The 17,163-nt window shown below is 64.2% G+C and carries 20 protein-coding genes and 1 pseudogene; 11 read left to right on the top strand and 10 right to left on the bottom strand.

Annotated elements, in window-relative coordinates:
* Positions 1-13: 13 nt before the first annotated feature.
* Complete coding sequence (locus ACVIYL_RS27805) at positions 14-1,165, bottom strand: zinc-binding dehydrogenase (protein WP_253608026.1); 1,152 nt, start codon at positions 1,163-1,165, stop codon at positions 14-16.
* A 169-nt stretch (positions 1,166-1,334) separates the two neighbouring features.
* On the opposite strand from ACVIYL_RS27805, the gene ACVIYL_RS27800 reads away from it, so the two are divergent.
* From ACVIYL_RS27800 to ACVIYL_RS27780, 5 genes are all read left to right on the top strand, one after another.
* Entirely contained in the window at positions 1,335-1,931 is a 597-nt protein-coding gene (locus ACVIYL_RS27800) for a hypothetical protein (protein WP_456780316.1), read from the top strand.
* Between the two features lie 161 nt (positions 1,932-2,092).
* On the top strand, positions 2,093-3,052 hold the full coding sequence (locus tag ACVIYL_RS27795) for an acyl-CoA desaturase (protein ID WP_225160270.1): 960 nt from the start codon (positions 2,093-2,095) through the stop codon (positions 3,050-3,052).
* 255 nt (positions 3,053-3,307) lie between these two features.
* On the top strand, positions 3,308-4,927 hold the full coding sequence (locus ACVIYL_RS27790) for an FAD-dependent monooxygenase (protein ID WP_456780315.1): 1,620 nt from the start codon (positions 3,308-3,310) through the stop codon (positions 4,925-4,927).
* A 57-nt stretch (positions 4,928-4,984) separates the two neighbouring features.
* Positions 4,985-5,602 carry a PilZ domain-containing protein gene (locus ACVIYL_RS27785; RefSeq protein ID WP_028342942.1) on the top strand — a complete coding sequence of 206 codons (618 nt, stop codon included), beginning with the start codon at positions 4,985-4,987 and terminating at the stop codon, positions 5,600-5,602.
* Positions 5,603-5,935: 333 nt separating this feature from the next.
* Positions 5,936-6,550 carry a transglutaminase-like cysteine peptidase gene (locus ACVIYL_RS27780; RefSeq protein ID WP_026192955.1) on the top strand — a complete coding sequence of 205 codons (615 nt, stop codon included), beginning with the start codon at positions 5,936-5,938 and terminating at the stop codon, positions 6,548-6,550.
* 290 nt (positions 6,551-6,840) lie between these two features.
* Here ACVIYL_RS27780 and ACVIYL_RS27775 read toward each other — a convergent pair whose 3' ends face one another.
* Positions 6,841-7,251 (bottom strand): hypothetical protein, encoded by a 411-nt coding sequence (locus ACVIYL_RS27775; RefSeq protein WP_456780314.1) that lies wholly within the window; start codon positions 7,249-7,251, stop codon positions 6,841-6,843.
* Between the two features lie 98 nt (positions 7,252-7,349).
* Here ACVIYL_RS27775 and ACVIYL_RS27770 point away from each other — a divergent pair, with 98 nt between their 5' ends.
* The 3 genes from ACVIYL_RS27770 to ACVIYL_RS27760 all read left to right on the top strand — a co-directional run bounded on the left by ACVIYL_RS27770 (position 7,350) and on the right by ACVIYL_RS27760 (position 9,225).
* Positions 7,350-7,979 (top strand): TetR/AcrR family transcriptional regulator, encoded by a 630-nt coding sequence (locus ACVIYL_RS27770; protein ID WP_253608021.1) that lies wholly within the window; start codon positions 7,350-7,352, stop codon positions 7,977-7,979.
* Positions 7,980-8,012: 33 nt separating this feature from the next.
* Complete coding sequence (gene fabA, locus ACVIYL_RS27765; protein ID WP_456781899.1) at positions 8,013-8,543, top strand: bifunctional 3-hydroxydecanoyl-ACP dehydratase/trans-2-decenoyl-ACP isomerase; 531 nt, start codon at positions 8,013-8,015, stop codon at positions 8,541-8,543.
* Between the two features lie 190 nt (positions 8,544-8,733).
* Positions 8,734-9,225 (top strand): hypothetical protein, encoded by a 492-nt coding sequence (locus ACVIYL_RS27760; RefSeq protein WP_076830140.1) that lies wholly within the window; start codon positions 8,734-8,736, stop codon positions 9,223-9,225.
* Positions 9,226-9,681: 456 nt separating this feature from the next.
* Here the strand turns inward: ACVIYL_RS27760 and ACVIYL_RS27755 are convergent, their stop codons facing one another.
* The 3 genes from ACVIYL_RS27755 to ACVIYL_RS27745 all read right to left on the bottom strand — a co-directional run bounded on the left by ACVIYL_RS27755 (position 9,682) and on the right by ACVIYL_RS27745 (position 11,185).
* Entirely contained in the window at positions 9,682-9,831 is a 150-nt protein-coding gene (locus ACVIYL_RS27755; RefSeq protein ID WP_253608020.1) for a hypothetical protein, read from the bottom strand.
* 371 nt (positions 9,832-10,202) lie between these two features.
* On the bottom strand, positions 10,203-10,715 hold the full coding sequence (locus ACVIYL_RS27750; RefSeq protein WP_456780313.1) for a hypothetical protein: 513 nt from the start codon (positions 10,713-10,715) through the stop codon (positions 10,203-10,205).
* Positions 10,716-10,870: 155 nt separating this feature from the next.
* A complete protein-coding gene (locus ACVIYL_RS27745; RefSeq protein WP_456780312.1) occupies positions 10,871-11,185 on the bottom strand; it encodes a hypothetical protein in 315 nt (104 codons plus the stop codon).
* An 87-nt stretch (positions 11,186-11,272) separates the two neighbouring features.
* Here ACVIYL_RS27745 and ACVIYL_RS27740 point away from each other — a divergent pair, with 87 nt between their 5' ends.
* On the top strand, positions 11,273-11,527 hold the full coding sequence (locus tag ACVIYL_RS27740; protein ID WP_456780311.1) for a hypothetical protein: 255 nt from the start codon (positions 11,273-11,275) through the stop codon (positions 11,525-11,527).
* A gap of 4 nt (positions 11,528-11,531) precedes the next feature.
* On the opposite strand, the gene ACVIYL_RS27735 is transcribed toward ACVIYL_RS27740, so the two are convergent.
* Positions 11,532-12,062 (bottom strand): gamma carbonic anhydrase family protein, encoded by a 531-nt coding sequence (locus tag ACVIYL_RS27735; protein WP_028336118.1) that lies wholly within the window; start codon positions 12,060-12,062, stop codon positions 11,532-11,534.
* 192 nt (positions 12,063-12,254) lie between these two features.
* On the bottom strand, positions 12,255-12,584 hold the full coding sequence (locus tag ACVIYL_RS27730; protein ID WP_028336117.1) for a DUF6949 family protein: 330 nt from the start codon (positions 12,582-12,584) through the stop codon (positions 12,255-12,257).
* Between the two features lie 219 nt (positions 12,585-12,803).
* Here ACVIYL_RS27730 and ACVIYL_RS27725 point away from each other — a divergent pair, with 219 nt between their 5' ends.
* On the top strand, positions 12,804-13,514 hold the full coding sequence (locus ACVIYL_RS27725) for a hypothetical protein (RefSeq protein WP_168856765.1): 711 nt from the start codon (positions 12,804-12,806) through the stop codon (positions 13,512-13,514).
* Positions 13,515-13,632: 118 nt separating this feature from the next.
* Here ACVIYL_RS27725 and ACVIYL_RS27720 read toward each other — a convergent pair whose 3' ends face one another.
* Together ACVIYL_RS27720 and cysE are read right to left on the bottom strand one after the other, a co-directional pair.
* Positions 13,633-13,845 carry a DUF3126 family protein gene (locus ACVIYL_RS27720; RefSeq protein ID WP_021077729.1) on the bottom strand — a complete coding sequence of 71 codons (213 nt, stop codon included), beginning with the start codon at positions 13,843-13,845 and terminating at the stop codon, positions 13,633-13,635.
* 150 nt (positions 13,846-13,995) lie between these two features.
* Entirely contained in the window at positions 13,996-14,823 is an 828-nt protein-coding gene (gene cysE / locus ACVIYL_RS27715; protein WP_092089661.1) for a serine O-acetyltransferase, read from the bottom strand.
* A 182-nt stretch (positions 14,824-15,005) separates the two neighbouring features.
* Between cysE and ACVIYL_RS27710 the strand changes: the two are divergent.
* Positions 15,006-16,397, top strand: a pseudogene (locus ACVIYL_RS27710) (hypothetical protein); the annotation flags it as partial.
* 3 nt (positions 16,398-16,400) lie between these two features.
* Here ACVIYL_RS27710 and ACVIYL_RS27705 read toward each other — a convergent pair.
* Positions 16,401-17,153, bottom strand: a complete 753-nt coding sequence (locus tag ACVIYL_RS27705) for an alpha/beta fold hydrolase (protein ID WP_456780310.1) — start codon at positions 17,151-17,153, stop codon at positions 16,401-16,403.
* Positions 17,154-17,163: the final 10 nt, after the last annotated feature.

Here is a 17,163-nt window from a genome sequence, read left to right as displayed (position 1 = left end):
TCCGCCATCTGATTCACCCGACCAGTTCCGGCCACGGCACGATGGTCGACTTCACCGTCTTCATCGCCATTGCGTCGGCAACCGCGCGGGCGACGCCATCCTCGGTGAACGGATAGATCGTCTGCATGTCGAGCCAGGGATATTTGTTGCGCGTGCGGTAGAGCATGTCGACGCCGAGCGGCAGGTCGTTGCCGGTAAAGCCCCAGGAGCCGAGCACGTTGAGATCCTTGGTGCAGATGCGGTGCCACGAGGTGTTGATCGAGCCGGCATCGGTGAACTGCCCCATCTCGACATAGGTGCCGCCGTCGCGCAGCATCTCGATGCCCTCGGGGCCGGCGGTCGGATGGCCCGAGCAGTCCATGACGAGGTCGGCGCCGAAACCGCCGACGATGTCACGCACCGCCTTGATGCGCTGCTCCGGCGTCTTGAGCTGCTCGATATCGACAGTCGCCTCGGCGCCGAACTTGCGCGCCAGCGCAAGGCGCGGCGCCTCCGGCGCGCCGACGCAGATCACGCGCCCCGCGCCCATTTCCTGCGCGGCGGCGACCGCGAGGATACCGATCGGCCCCGAGCCCTGGATCACCACCGTGTCGCCCCAGCTGAAACCGCCGGCGCGGGTGGCGCGGTTGAAGGCGCGGATGCAAGAGGTCAGAGGCTCGGAAAGCGCACCGAGCCGCAGCGACATGTCGTCAGGCAATTTGTAGATCTTGGTGCCGGGCAGCATGTCGAGATCGACATAGACATATTCAGCCCAGCCGCCCCACATGTGCGGCGCCTTGTCGAAGCCAAGATAGCGGCCGTAATAGACCGGCGTCAGGCACTTGTTGGCGCTCTGGGGATAATGGATGCAGTAGTAGCAGCGGCCGCACGGCATCAAGGGCGGGATCATCACCTTCGATCCCACCTGCAGCGGCTTGCTCATGAAATCCTCGGTGAACTCCGCGCCGCATTCCACGATCACGCCGCCGAGCTCGTGGCCGAGCGTGAACGGCCACGGCAACGGCTTCGGCCAATGTCCCTTCAGGATGTGCAGATCGGTTCCGCAAACGCCACAGGCGCCCACCTTGATCAAGGCCGCCTTTTTGCCGATTTCCGGCCATGGCACTGTCCGTATTACCGGCTTGGCTCCAGGTCCATCATGCGTGCAGACGCGGATCTGCTCCATCGGTTCGCTCTCCCTGTCCTTGTCGTTGGGCCGGGTTCGGCCGAGCCGACTTTAGGTCAGGACGATTGGGATGTCATGAAGGCCTGTCATGAAGGTCTTCATGACAGACCTTGGCGGAACGAGGCGCTTCTAGTCCTGGCGGAGTAATTTCCGCAAGGAGGCATCGATTGTGAAAGCAGCCGAGGGCGAATTGGCTGGTAGCATTGCGGGGAACGACACCATGAATCCTGGTATCGAAGGCATCGTCGGCATGTACGTCAAGTTGGGCGAACTGGACACGCTGCAACGGATGAAGGAGCATCGACAGGGCTTGCTCGACCAATGCGTCGATACGGCGAATTTCAGCTTCGATGTGACGAGATCGATCTACAGGAGCGACCTCGAGGTGATCGAGGCGGGCATCGAGAGCCTGTATGGCGAGATCATCGGCCATGTCGACGTCATCAACGAAAAAAGGATTTCCGGCTGGGCGCTGTACAACCAACACCCCGACAAGAGGGTCGCGATCGATATCTACTTCAACGGCAACCTCGTTGGCGAGGTCGTCGCCGATCAGTTCCGCAACGATCTTCTCAAGCTCAACAAGGGCGATGGACACCATGCCTTCGTCTTCGTGCCGCCAAGCGGATCCTATCAGCCGCCGCTGCAGATTGAGGTCCGCGCGGCGAAGCGAAAGGTGCTGAAAGCCGTGGCTGTTGAACCACCAGCGGCGGCAGTCGAACCGGAAACGGGTGTCGAACCGGAAATGGACGCCGAGGCCAAATAACCTCACCGCGCCGCTTCCGCACACCCCGGATCCGCCGGGTGCCGCCACCCGGCTGAAGCCGCCGCAGACGCCAATACGGGCTGCGACATGACGGACGTGCGCGGCCGATTGACAGCGACGATCGCTTCACCGCAACCTGCGATGCAACCTCAGGTGACGGAATGAAGCCGCAACCCGGCTCGGAGCGAATCTTCGTGGACGCCAGCACCGATCCACTGGACGGGCGCGTGCGATGGGCGCCGGCGAAATCGCTGTGGCTTGGCAGCATGACCGCGGTCGCGATCATCCTCGGGCCGCTGCTGTTCACGTGGAGCGCGTTCGCATTATTCATCGTCACCAGCGCGATCACGCTGTGCTTCGGGCATTCGGTCGGCATGCACCGCCGCCTGATCCATGCGAGCTTCGACTGTCCGCTGTGGCTGGAGCGGCTCTGCGTCTATCTCGGCACGCTGGTCGGGATGGCCGGCCCCTACGGCATGGTGCGGCTGCACGATTTCCGCGACTGGGCGCAGCGCCAGACGGCGTGCCACGACTACTCCTGCCACCGCGCCGGTTTCTGGCGCGACGCGTGGTGGCAACTGCACTGCACGCTGGTGCTGAAACACCCGCCCGAATTCCGGCTCGAACGGCGGCTCGCCGATGACCCCTTCTACGCCTTCGTCGAGCGAACCTGGATGTGGCAGCAATTGCCCTGGGCGATCCTGTTCCTCGCGATCGGCTCGTGGAGCTGGCTGGTCTGGGGCATCTGCGTCCGCGTCGCCGTCTGCGTCACCGGTCACTGGCTGATCGGTCATTACTCGCATCGCAAGGGCGGACAGACCTGGATCATCGAAGGCGTCGCGGCCCAGGGCTACAATGTCGGCATCGCGGGCCTGATCAGCATGGGCGAAAGCTGGCACAACAATCACCACGCCTATCCCGGCTCCGCGAAGCTCGGGCTGCTGCCGGGTCAGATCGACCTCGGCTGGTGGTTGATCAAGGCATTCGAAGCCGCAGGACTCGCGAGCAACATCAAGACGCCGGACAATCTTGCGCCCCGCCCGGGCGCGCGCCGCGTCGACGAACCAGGCAACGCCGATGCAGTCGCGCCGCGACATCGCGGCCGCGCATTGTTCCAGTAATCCGCAGCCGCGCATCTTCCGTTGCGGATCGAACGCCACGCAGCTATATACGCCGCGTCGGAAAAGGCAGACTTGGTTTGGTAAGCCCAAGTCCTTTCGGATCGAAGTCCTTTCGAGAACGAAAGCTCTGGTCTTCTGCCTCATGCATGAGATCCCCACGACGAACACCGGACGCCATCCAGGCGCCCAATGTTCGTCCGTGTGGTTCTCAACCCGACGAACCGCTCCGGTCGAACACCGACAAAGGAGCAGTTCATGCACGCCAGCCGCCCCCTTCCCCATGATGTCGTGATTGCCGGTGCCGGCCCGGTCGGCCTGCTGCTTGCCTGCGAGCTGCGGCTCGCAGGGTGCTCGGTGCTGGTGCTGGAGCAGGCCGCCGACCCGCATTCGCCGCTGAAACGGCTCCCCTTCGGGATGCGCGGCCTTTCGGCGCCCAGCATCGAGGCGTTCTATCGTCGCGGGATGCTGGATGACATCGCGGCACGACAGCACGCAAAGGATGGCTCGGGCAGCAGCGCATCGAATGGCGCGCATTGGATGCAACAGCCGCGCCGCCCGGCCGGCCATTTTGCCGGCATCCAGTTCTTTCACGATGATCTCGACACGTCGAAGTGGCTGTTTCGTCTGCCGAGCCCGGCAGGCACCAGCATGGCGGTCGAGATGGAGGCGCTCGAATCCGCCCTCGCCGCGCGCGCAACCGCGATGGGGGTTGAGATCAGGCGCGGCACAGGCGTCGAGGCGTTCGAACAATCGGATGATGGCGTGATCGTTCGCGACGGTGCCGAGACGTTCCACGGACGCTGGCTGGTCGGCTGTGACGGCGGCCGCAGCATGGTGCGCAAGGCCGGCGGCTTTGAATTCGTCGGCACCGATCCCGAGTTCACCGGCTATTCGGTCGAGGTCGATATATCAGATCCGGACAAGCTCCGCACCGGCCGTCACTACACGCCGACGGGCATGTATACCTACGCACGGCCCGGCACGATCGCGATGGTGGAGTTCGACGGCGGCGCCTTCCACCGAACCCGGCCGATCACGCGCGAGCACGTGCAGGCGGTGCTGCGCCGCGTCTCCGGCACAGACGTCACGTTGACGGCGCTCCGGCTTGCCACCACCTGGACCGATCGCGCCTGCCAGGCGACGGATTACCGCAAGGGGCGCGTGCTGCTCGCGGGCGATGCCGCGCACATTCATTCTCCGCTCGGCGGCCAGGGGCTCAATCTCGGGCTTGGCGATGCGATGAACCTCGGCTGGAAGCTCGCGGCCACGATCCGCGGCGACACACCGGTGGACCTGCTCGACAGCTACTCGCGTGAGCGGCATCCGCTGGGCGCGCAGGTGCTGGACTGGTCGCGCGCCCAGGTCGCGCTGATGCGGCCAAGCCGAAGTTCGCGCGCGCTCGAAGCCATCATCCGCGACCTGATCGCGACATCAGACGGCGCGACCTACTTTGCCGAGCGCGTGTGGGGCGTTACGCTGCGCTACGATCTTGGCAGCAACCATCCGCTGGCGGGCCGCAGCGCCCCCGACTTCGAGTTCGTTTGCGGGGCTAAGCTCGGCGAGCTGCTCAGAGATGGTCGCGGCCTGCTGCTGGACTTTGATCGGCGCGCGCCCCTGCAAACGCTTGCCGATCGCTGGCATGGGCGGATCGGCTATGTCGCAAGCGACGCGCGGGATCGGCTGGGCCTTAATGCCGTGCTCGTACGCCCCGACGGCTTCGTCGCATGGGCCGCCGACACCGCCCCCCACATCGATGAAGCCGCTCAGGTCATGTCGCGGTGGTTCGGCGAACCTGATGTGCGGCCCTGCCCCTTCCACTCACACTTCTCTTGCACCGTGTGCGAGTTCCCTGCCTCAACCGTAACGCCCCGTTAACCCTATCAGCCTTAGGGTCGTCGGGGCTCCGAATGGACGGTGGCCGGGTTTGTCGTGATGTCGTTTGCACAGAAGAAAACTACCGTCGTCCCCGTAGCCGAGGAGCGGCGGCGCTTCCAGCGCGTCAAGGTGCACCTGCTCGGCCGCTACATGCTGCCCGACCGGCGCGAGTTTCCCTGCCAGATTATCAACATGTCGCCGGGCGGCCTCGCTTTGCTGGCGCCGGGCATCGGCAATGTCGGCGACCGTGTGATCGCCTATCTCGACCATATCGGCCGGGTCGAGGGACGCATCACCCGCATCATCGACAACGGCTTTGCGATGACGATCGGCGCCACCGCGCGCAAGCGCGACAAGCTCGCCGCGCAGCTGACCTGGCTCGCCAACCGCGACATCCTCAATCTGCCCGAGGATCGCCGCCACGACCGTATCGTGCCGCGCAACCCGATCGCCCTGCTGACCCAGGAAGACGGCACGCGGATGACCTGCCGCATCATCGACCTTTCCTTGTCCGGTGCTGCGATTGCTGCCGAGAACCGCCCGCCGCTGAAATCGCTCGTGATGCTCGGGCGGGTACAGTCCCGCGTGGTGCGAAATCTCGAGGAAGGCTTCGCGCTCGAGTTCGTCCACGAGCAATCGGCGGAAACGCTCGAAGAGAGCGTTACCGCGAGGTAAAGCGAAAAACCGCTCAAAACCGCTTTTTTTGCCCGCGAAGGCGGCCACCGGTGCACCGGTGGCCGCCGTCGGCGCGTTTGGCCCGGTGAAAATCGGCGGTTAACGGCCGCAGCGTTTGGCGCAACAAACCGCGCTGGCGCAGCGCGCGCGGCGTTAATGCATAAAATTTGAATCAATTGCAGTTGTTTCAAATTTTACGCGAATTCGATTCAAGTACAGTTCGAATTCGCCGCAGGTTTTACCAGTATTCGCGTCAAATCTACTTTGCGTACTTAGCGGCGGCGCAAAAGCTTTGTGCGAAACGTGGTCCCAACAAGAAGAACGGGGGCCACGATGTTTGGGTTCAGGGGACAGGGGAAAGGTTTGGCGGTTGCCGCCATTCTGTTTGCGACGTGCGTGTCGGCCAAGGCCGGCGACGTGGTCTACGCCAGCCTGGGTGACGTTGCGCGTTCGCCGATCGGCTGGGTCGAATTCTGTGCCGACAATCCGGGCGAATGCCGCGGCGGCGCGACGCAACCACGCGACATCGTGTTGTCGCAGACCGCTTGGCGGGACCTCGTACGGGTCAACAAGTGGGTCAACGAATCCATCAAGCCGATGACCGACATGGATCATTGGGGCGTGATCGAGAAATGGTCGTTGCCATCCGACGGTTACGGCGACTGCGAGGACTACGTGCTCCTGAAGCGCAAGATGCTGATGGACGCCGGCTGGCCCCGCGAGGCGCTGTTGATCACGGTGGTCCGCGACAAGAAGGGCGAAGGCCACGCGGTGCTGACGGTGAAGACCGACAAGGGCGAGTTCGTGCTCGATAACCAGAACGAGAGCATCGTCGCCTGGACCGACACTGGCTACCGCTTCGTCAAGCGGCAGTCGCAGGGCGATCCCAATGTGTGGGTCTCGCTCGGTGACAACCGCCCGGCAGTTGCAACGGCAAGCTCGCGCTGAGCAGAACAGGAAATTTCGAGTTCGCGACCCGGTCACATCCCCACCCCTCCCCGTCCCAGACCGGTTCGCGCGCGGCCACCCTTCCCCCAAAGGGTGGCCGCACCTTTTTTGAGCGGCGTCGACCGACGCCTAGTGTGCTGAATGCGAAGTTCGTGCGATTTCGCGGCAGCCACTTTCACGAACTTCGCATTCATAAAGCACACTAGAATCATAAGTTTGCTAGTGTCCTTATCGAATCCGAAGTTCGCTCCGAAGGTGCGGCAAATGATGCGAACTTCGGATTCGGGACACTAGAAGAACCGCTCGAGAAACGCCGCGGTCTCGTCTGAGATGCCGACGATCTTGTTGGTGGCCTGGCGATAGAATTTGAAATTCAGTTCGGTCTCGGGCCGGCCGTCGCCCCAATCCTTGAAGCGCCTGAGTTGGTCGCGCCCGAGCAGCCGCGCCGCGGATGCGGTGCGTCTGACCGTGATGCTGACGCGCGGCGTCTGCCTGATGATGCCGACCTTGCGCGGTGTCGCGTCGGCCGACGCGACGATCGCGCGGGCGATCAGGCCGTTGCCGCCCTCGTTCTCGCTCGCGAACACGAACACGATGTCATCGGCCGCGATGTGCTTGCCGCCATACATGGTCTTCTGCGCGGTGAAGGTGAACACCTTCGCCCGCGCATTTCGGATCTCGGTCTTGATCGCAAACGCCATCGCATCCTTTCACCGGCTCGCTTTGTCATCCGCGTCGGCGGCTTGACATCCTAGCATCGGAGCGATTGAATTGAATTCAATTCAGCGAAGGGCCCACGATGGACGCGGCGAGCCTCGGGACACGGGAACGATTGCTCTCGGCAGCGCAGGCCGAGCTCATCGAGGGCCATGGGCACCTCGAGATGCAGGCCGTCGCAAGGCGGGCGCAGGTCTCGGTCGGGCTCGCCTACCACCACTTCGGATCGAAGGCGGGCCTGATCGCCGCCGTGGTCGAAGGCTTCTATGAACAACTTGATGCAGCGGCGTTCGGCGGTGCCAAGCTGTCCGCCACGGACTGGGCGGACCGGGAGAAGGAGCGGATCGGCGCCTATGTCGCCTTTCACTATGACCACCCGTTTGCGCCCCTCGTGATCGGACCGCTCAGCCCCGCGCCCGAGGTGCTCGATGTCGAGACCGCCTTCACCGGCCGGCAGCTTGCAGCCGGCGCCCGCATGCTCGAGGCGGCCCAGCGCGACGGGATCGTGCCCGGCGGCATCGACCCTCACCTCACCATTGCGCTGATGATCGGCGGCATCCGCCAGGCGCTGATCGGCGCGCTCATGAGCGAAAGACGGCCTGATCCGGCAAGGCTGACCGGCGACATCTGGGCCTTCATGGCCGCCGCGCTGCGCTTGCCTGCCAAACCCCTGTCCGCGCGGCCAGGAGCCACGCGGCGCAGCCGCAGCTAAGCTTCACCCAGAACCCAAACATCGATGGCCATCTTGTTCAATCCGCACGATTTTCACGCACCGCAATCGTCCTACAGCAAGCACGATCTGCTGCGCTCGAGCGAAGGCGGCTATTTCGGCCCGGGCAATGCGCAGCTGCCGGCACCGCCGATGCTGATGATGGACCACATTACCGAGATCAGCCTGGACGGCGGCGCGTTCGGCAAGGGCCACGTCGCCGGCGAACTCGAGATTGCGCCGGACCACTGGTTCTTCGCCTGTCACTTTGCCGCCGACCCCGTGATGCCCGGATGCCTCGGCCTCGACGCCATGTGGCAGATCATCGGTTTCTGGCTCGGCTGGTCGGGCTCGCCCGGCAAGGGCCGCGCGCTCGGGGTCGGCGAGGTCAAGTTCAGGGGGCACATCACGCCGGATGTCAGGCTGGTGCGCTATGAGGTCGACATACGCCAGGCCAGGCGCGGCCGGCTGGTGCTGGGCATCGCCGACGGCCGGGTGCTCGCAGACGGCGCTTGCGTCTATCTGGCAAAGGACATGCGGGTCGGCCTGATCGCGCCCAGAGGCTGAATTCGGGGAGGTTGAGTTCGGGTCGGCCAGAGGCCGATCGTGCCTCGAGCAGGCCGGGCAGCACGGCCGAAAACTAACATATGATACAAATTTCGCTGCTGCCGCAGTGGTCTACACACCCCCCCGGTTTTGCCCGCGCCGGGGTTTGTGCTATTTCGAACCTTTCAATTGATGTCCGGTTGTTGGTCGCATGGTCGAACTTGCCCCCCGGAATTCACAAGCCAGCAGCCTGATTGGCGTGCAGCCGATTGCGATCGGCGCCGTGGCGCTGGTGCTCGTGCTGTTCGGGATCGGCTCGATCGCGCTGTGGCGCGCCTACACCGGCAACGTGCCGGAGACCGACCGCATGGTCGCCGCGCGGCAGTTGCAGGCGCGGACCGCGCAGGTCTCCGAGGCCCTGGTGGAAAAGACCAAGGGCATGGAGGCGACCCAGCAGGAATCCATCGACCAGCTGCAGGAGGTGCAGGACCAGCTGCAGACCATGCGCAAGCAGCTCGCCTTGCAGGCGGCCGATGCCAAGAGGCTCTCCGACCAGGTCGCCGCGCTGACCGAACAGGTCGAGGGTTTGCGCCAGTCGCTGGCGAGTGCGCAGGCCAACGAGCCGGCCGCCGAGCCCGCGCCCCGCAAGCGCTCGAAGGCCACCCGTAGCGCCAACCGGAAGCGCCACAGGTCGCGCGGTTGACGCCCCCGCAGACCCCGCCCACCCAGGTGACCAGCCATAAAAATGCGCCAAATCCCGAGCAAGATCATCATCTAACGGGAACTTTCGCGCTCGAGGGCTGCCGGCGGCGGCCGATCATGAGTGCCCGTTACCGTGAATTAATCCTGACTTTGTAAACTGGTTCACATATCGGCCTTCGAATCCGAGTCATCTTCGAATGACCGGATGGCGTGAGCCGATTTCAATATCCGGGGCTGGCAAGGTCGTTGACGGTATACTACGTCGACGGCCTTGTTTTTTGGGGTCCTTGAATCCCGCTCGCGACCGCCCGGCAGGAAAGCTCCGGCTCGAGATCCCGAAGGCGGCCCTCGCCGCGCGAAAGATGCAGACCGCCTGAAGAAATACGGCGTGCTCGGCTGACAACTCTGGATGCGCAGCGTCACCGCGGCCAAAGCCGCGGCGAACGGAATTGCCGCCCTATTCGGTGCGATCGCGCGAGACGCGACCACCTCGCAGTCGCAGCCGCGCAAGCTTCGGCTCGAGCTCGCGCAGCATGTAGATCAGCGCAACGGCAAGGCTCGCAACAACCACCATGAGCAGCAATGTCAGGTCCGGAATGGTCAGCATCTTTGATGTCCTCTGGGCCCGGCTTCAATCGCGGCCGGGCCATCTGTTTTCGCGGCGCGCTCACGCACGGACTTCTGCAAGGCGGTGCAAGCTGCATACCAGTGTCCCGAATCCGAAGTTCGCATCATTTGCCGCACCTTCGGAGCGAACTTCGGATTCGATAAGGACACTAGCAAACTTATGATTCTAGTGTGCTTTATGAATGCGAAGTTCGTGAAAGTGGTTGCCGCGAAATCGCACGAACTTCGCATTCAGCACACTAGTGCGCGACAGAGAACGCGGCGGCCGGGCATCGAAACGCCGGCCGCGCCGATCATTGCAAGACCATCAGCATGGCGAGCGAATGGACCGGCCATGCATGAGCGAATGGCTCAATTGCAAACCTGCACCGGCCGAACGCGCCAGCCATACGGTGTCATCACGCCGCGGCGCACGACGTAACAACCGCCGTAACCGTAGCCGTAGCCGTCGTCATAGCCGTAGCCCGCGTAGTATGGATTGCCATAGTAGCCGTCATAGTAATCGTAGGCGCCATAGCCCAGCCCGAAGCCGACCGCTGCCGCCGCGAGCGGATAGCCCCAGCCGCCGCCCCAGCCGCGCCGATAGTAGCCACCGTTCCAGCCGCCACCACGCCAGCCTCCACCGTGCCAGCCGCGGCCGGCCCAACCGCCGCCGCCGATCGCAGCCGACCGGAAGCCACCGCCTCCGCCCATCGCCCGGAATGCAGCGCCGCCGCCGTGGAAGCCGCCAAATCCGCCGCCGCGGAAGCCGCCACCACCATGAAAGCCGCCGCCACCGAAGCCACCGCGTGCCGACGCAGCATCGACGGTGAACAGACCGACCGAGGCCGTCGCCAGCAAGGCAATCATCGTTTTACGCAACATTACCCGTTACTCCTCTTTTCAAAGGCTTTGTTTTCAAGCCTCCTCCGCCGCGTCCTGCGTATGCTAGCTCAATCTAGGACCGCGGCTTCTACCGCGCGCCTATGTCGCGCTCACATCTGCGCGACCCGCGTTCATCAAAGCACGGCCGTCAGAAGTTAACAGCCGCGGCAGATGCCTTTCGTACGGCGCTCGACTTTTTCGTTCTTGTCGGCGATGGCCTTGTCGACGCTCTCGGTCGTCGTTGCCGATCCGGTGGTAACGCCTCTGCCGGTATTGGGGCCGCCGGAGGATTGCGCGGTCCCGGCGCTGTTGGTCCCGGCCGGCGGCGACGTGGCTTGCGGCGATGTCGGGCTGGCTGACGAAGGGCTGCCGGTCCCGGCGCCGCTCCCGGTACCTTGGGCGACGGTAACCGCGGGCGTCAGCACAATCGCGATTGTCGCGAGCGCGGTGGTGACAGATAATTTGCGCATGGCAATTCTCCCTTGCGGACGTCAACGAGTCCGCAAAAGGCCGGTTCCCGCAGGCGTTGGAGCAATACAGTTTGGGAGCAATGCAATTTGCGCAAGCTGATCGAGTTTGACGACGACACTTTCGACAAGCTGAAACAGCTGGGGCGCGACCGGATGGCGACCTGGCAGGAGCTCGCCGACGAAGCTTTCGCCGACCTGCTCAAGAAGCACGGCATTCCGATTGACCTGAAGGATGCACTGCGCAAGAGCGCAAGAGTTCAGGAGGCAACGAGACCGCAAGACGCAGCGAAGCCTCGCACCACGGCAGCGAACGCCGCGCGCAAGCGCGGCCGCAAGCGCTGAGGCCTCAGCCGATCTTCTTCAGTCCCGCTTTGTATTGCGGACCCCTGATCGCGTAGGACTTCGCCGGCCGCGACAACGCCTCGGCCTGCGCAGCGTCAAGCGTACGCACCACACGCGCGGGCGCACCGATGATCAGGGAATTTTCCGGAAACTCCTTGCCCTCGGTGATGACGGAGCCGGCACCGACCACGCTGCCGCGCCGGATCCGCGCGCCGTTCATCACGATCGATCCCATCCCGATCAGCACGCCGTCTTCCAGCGTGCAGCCGTGCACGATCGCATTGTGCCCGATGGTGACGTTGTTGCCGATGCTGAGGGGAAAACCGGGATCGACGTGCAGGGTGGAATTGTCCTGGACGTTGGAGCCCTCGCCGATCTCGATCCACTCATTGTCGCCGCGCAGCACGGCGCCGAACCAGACGCTCGCGGCGGACTTGAGGCGGACCTTGCCGATTACAACGGCATTGTCGGCGATGAAGTAGCTGCCGTCGGCGGGAAGATCGGGCGCCTGCCCGTCGAGTTCGTAGATCGCCATTGAGGTCTCCCTGGAGCGTTTTCGAGCGAAGTGGACACCGGTTCGCGTGAAGGAAACGCGTCGAAACGAAAATCCAGAGCTTCGGTTTCTGATTCAATCAGAACCGAAGCCCTGATCGCAGGAGACCTTGGCACGACGGCCGACATGGTTTCAAGCAAGCGCGACCGTGATCGGCCGCGGATCATGATCGGATCAGGCCAGCACGCCCGCAGCGCGCAGCGTCATCACGAAGAAGGTGCCCGACATCAGGCTCCAGAAGCCGGAGATGACGGTTGCCATCATCACGAATTCGAAGCGGCGGCGCTCGATGCGCGCCCCGCGCAGCGTGTTGCGCATGATGATGAACGGTGCGGCGAAGACGAGGAACGGGACCGCGGCGAAGGTCTTCGGCGCCGCGCCCTCCTGCAGCAGACCGAAACCGGCCGGGCGCTCCGCCATCGCCTGGTAACCGTTGGCCAGCGCGCCCGCGAGCGCGAAACCGATCAAGAGCGAGAACAGGGAATTCAAGGTATCGGGCGACATCGGAACTTCCGCTACGCAACAGGCCACCCGCCCTGCTTCGCAGAATTGGCAGCCTGCCGCCACATCATCCTTAAGGAAAGGTTAACCGGACACATTAGGCGCGGCGTTTGCGCATGGCCATTCGGTCCCGGATTCCATTGGAATCGTACGGAAATTCCCCGCTACGTGGCATATTCGGCAGATGATTCGGCCACTCCCGACCTGATCTCAGCCTCGCTCATGACGCTTCTCTCGACCGCCCAACATCTCGCCCGCGACACCCGCCGCAACCCGCGCGCGCATCTCGTTCCGATCATCGCCTCGGCGGTGATCGCGGCGGGCGCGGTCGCGCTTGTCGCCTATCTGCTGTGGCCGACCTACACGACCATCCCGCCGAGCGATCCGTCGCGGCTGCCGGTGAGCGTCGGCGGCACGCTGTTCAACGTGCCGACGATGGCGGTGCGCATGAAGATCCAGCGCCACTCCGGGCCGCAGGAGCGCGTCGATTTGAGCTTCCTCTATCCGTCGCTGGACGCGCCCGCCGCTCCGAAGCACTACAGCGCCGATACGGTCGATGACAAGGTGCAGCCGATCGACAGGATCTTCGTATCGATCGCGGCGCACCACGATTCACTCGCGCCGGACATGCGCCTGCGCACGATCTATCCGCGCTATCTCGACGAGCGCGCAAACATTGATGACGGCCTGACGGCGCGCGCGTTCCGCGACGGCACGCCCTATGGCGGCGAGGACCTGTTCACCGCGAGCGAGCCGCAGCTGACCGCGCGCTGCACGCGCGACACCTCGACGCCCGGCATGTGCCTGAGTGAGCGGCGCATCGACGGCGCCGACCTGATCTTTCGCTTTCCGCGCAGCTGGCTCGCGCAGTGGCGCGACATCGCCACCGCGATGAACCGTCTCTCCGCGCAGATGCACAGCGCGAAGGGATGACACAGTCATTGCAAGCGGAGCGACGTGTCCGCGAAGGACGGTCGCTCCAGCGCAAAATCGCTCTGCAATTTTGTCGCGAGTTCGTCGTAACGACGTGTGAAGGCGAGGCTGTTCCGCCTTACTCGGCCAGATCCTCTTCCAGGATCGCCATCTGGAACTGGAACGAGCGATCATCGTCCTCGTCGTCGACGAACAACACGCCGATGAACTCCTCGCCGATATAGACCTCGGCCGAGTCGTCCTTCTTGGGCCGCGGCACCACGCGGATCTTGGGATTGCTGAACACGCGTTTGAGATACGCGTCGAGCTTCCTGACTTCCTGAACGTCCACGGCCGTCTCCAATCGGGTCGATGATTTTCGGGGGAGTTTTAGGACGAGACGGCAAAGATCGCCAGAGCCTTTTCAGGCTTTGGCGACGTGATGTTGCGCACACGACTCTTGCTTGGGCGCTTTTTCGCCGCGATCAGAAAGCGAGTGAAATCAAAGCCCGATCGCGCTGAGCATCTGGTCCATGGTACGCGACGGCTCGGCACAGCCGGCCTCGCCGACGATTTTCGCCGGCACGCCCGCGACCGTGACGTTGTGCGGCACCGGCTTGACCACGACCGAGCCGGCCGCGATGCGCGCGCAATGACCGATCTCGATATTGCCGAGGATCTTGGCGCCGGCGCCGATCAGCACGCCGTGGCGGATCTTCGGATGGCGATCCTCGTTCTCCTTGCCGGTGCCGCCGAGCGTGACGCCATGCAGGATCGAGACATCGTCCTCGATGACCGCCGTCTCGCCGCAGACGAAACCGGTGGCATGATCGAGGAAGATGCCGCGGCCGATCCTGGCGGCCGGGTTGATGTCGGTCTGGAACACGGCCGAGGAGCGGCTCTGCAGGTAGAAGGCAAAATCCTTGCGGCCCTTCTGATAGAGCCAGTGCGCGAGACGGTGGGTCTGCAGCGCGTGAAAGCCCTTGAAGTAGAGCAAGGGATCGATGAAGCGCGAGGTCGCCGGATCGCGGTCATAGACGGCGACGAGATCGGCGCGGAACGCGTTGCCGATATCGGGCTCATCGCGCAGTGCCTCGCCATAGGTCTGGCGGATCAAGTCGCCCGACAGCGCGGCGTGATCGAGCCGCTCGGCAATGCGATGGACCACCGAATCTTCCAGCCGCTCATGATGCAGCACGGTCGCATAGATGAAGGATGCGAGTTCCGGCTCCCGCCGCAGGATGTCCTCCGCCTCCCCGCGGATTCGATCCCAGATCGGATCGAGCGCCGCAAGCTTGCCTCCCTGCGGATTGACCTGATGAACTGCCATAGCTGCTCTCGCAATTCGGTTGTTCTGATGTGCGTTATAGCACGATGGACCCAGCGCGTCCCGGGATGGCTCAGTACGGTAAACCCCAGCCGAACACCCCCGGGCCGGCGTCTAGGGGAATTGGTCGGGATTTTGCCGAAATCAAGCCGTGCTTCTGCAACTATTGGCGGATTTCGTCCCCCGTGTGGTTTTGGGCATGGTCGGCCCCAATAAAAGGGGGAAACATCATCAATACCCGGAGTTTAGGTGCCCGCCTGACCGATGCACGGTCGGTCTGGATCGCGACCATTGCCATCCCCCTCCTGCTGCTCGCCCCTGCCTTCTGGAACGGCTATCCGCTGCTCCAATGGGATACCGGCGGCTATCTGGCGCGCTGGTATGAGGGCTACCTGGTGCCGAGCCGGTCCACGGTATTCGGCATCTACCTCCATGTCGGCGAGACATCGGATTTCTGGCTCAACCTCGGCATCCAGACCCTGGCGACGCTGTGGATCCTGCAGCTGACGCTGCGCGTGCTCGGCCTCGCCCGGCCGGTCCGGCTGATCGCGATCAGCCTCGCGCTGATCGCAACCACCGCTTTGCCCTGGCTGGCCAGCATGCTGCTGACCGACATCTTCGCCGGCCTTTCGGTGCTCGCGCTCTTCATCCTCGTCCTGCACGGCGAACGGATCTCGACGCTGGAGAAGGCGGTGCTGTTCGGGTTCATCGCGTTCTCGGCCGCCACGCACAGCGCGACGCTGGCGGTGCTGCTCGGCCTGTGCTGCGTCGGCTGGATGCTGCGTCCGTGGCTCGGCCGCCGCATTCCGGTCGCGGGCCTGGTACAAGGCAGCCTGACCACCGTCGCCGGCGCGGCGATGCTGCTGGCGGCGAACTTTGCGCTGTCCGGACAGCTGGCCTGGACGCCCGGCGGCTATGGCGTCGCCTTCGGCCGCATGCTGCAGGATGGCATCGTCGCGCAATACCTGCACGATCATTGCGCGACGGAGAAGCTGAAGCTCTGCCCCTATCGCAACGAGTTGCCGCCGACCGCGGACGACTTCCTGTGGGGCCACAGCATGTTCAACACGCTCGGCCGCTTCAAGGGACTGAATGACGAGATGGGCACCATCGTGCTGCGCTCGCTGGCCGAATATCCGGAATGGCAGGCAAAGGCGGCGCTGACGGCAACCGCCGACCAGCTCATGCACGTCGCGACCGGTGAAGGCACCAATGGCTGGATCCCGCATACCTACGGCATCATCGAGCGCTACATTCCCAAACAGGTCCGGCCGATGCGCGCGGCGCGGCAGCAACGCTGGCATCTCGACTTCACCGCGATCAACCGCATCCACGTGCCGGTCGCGCTGGGCTCGATGCTCCTGGTCGTCATCCTGTTCGGCCGCGGACTGTGGCAGCGGCGGCTCGACGATCTGACGTTGCTGGCGGGCACGGTCACGCTCGCCTTGCTCGGCAATGCCTTTGTCTGCGGCGTGATCTCGGGACCGCACGACCGCTACGGCGCGCGCATGGTGTGGGTCGCGACCTTCGTGGTGCTGATCGCGGCCGCGCGCGCCTTCGCCAGGGATGAAGCCGACGATCTATTTTCGCCGCGACAGGAAGTCGGTGACCCCGGTCTTGTAGACCTTGTCGCCGACCGCCCGCATGTGATCGCGGTTCGGAATGTCGAGCACCTCCGAACCCGGAATGATCCGGCCGAGCGCTGACGCCGAGCCCGCTATCTCGTCCTTGCTGCCGACCGCGATCAAAACCGGCACGCGGATGCCGGCCGCCTCCTCGCGCGTCATCAGGCGGCGCGAGCCGCGCAGGCAGGCGGCGAGCGCGCGGCGGTCGGAGCGGGTCTGATCGGCAAAGGCGCGGAAGGTACGGCCGACCGGGTCGGTGACATCGTCGAGCGACGGCGCCTCCAGCGCCAGCGCGACCGCCTCGCCGGGGCCGCCGCCCTCGATCAGTCCGATGCCGATCCCGCCAAGGATCGCCGAGCGCACCCGATCGGGATTCTCTCGCGCCAGGATCGCGGTCATCCGCGAGCCCAGCGAATAGCCCATGATGTCGGCGCGCGCGGTTCCGAGATGGTCCATCAGCGCGATCACGTCGCCGGCCATGGTCGCGATCTCGTACTGCGCGGCATCGTAGAGCTTGGCGGATTCGCCGTGGCCGCGATTGTCGAGCGCGATCACCCGACGGCCGGCCTTGACGAGATCGGACACCCAGGTCGGGTAGATCCAGTTGACGTTCTTGCTCGAGGCAAAGCCGTGCACCAGCACGATCGGTTCGCCCGCGCCTTCGTCGATAAAGGCAATTTCAACATCGCCGTGATGGAAACTCGGCATCATCCATTCC

The sequence above is a fragment of the Bradyrhizobium sp. USDA 3315 genome, from assembly GCF_054056795.1.
The sequence above is the reverse complement of the archived record's forward strand: the minus strand, read 5'-3'. Positions and strand labels throughout refer to the sequence as shown.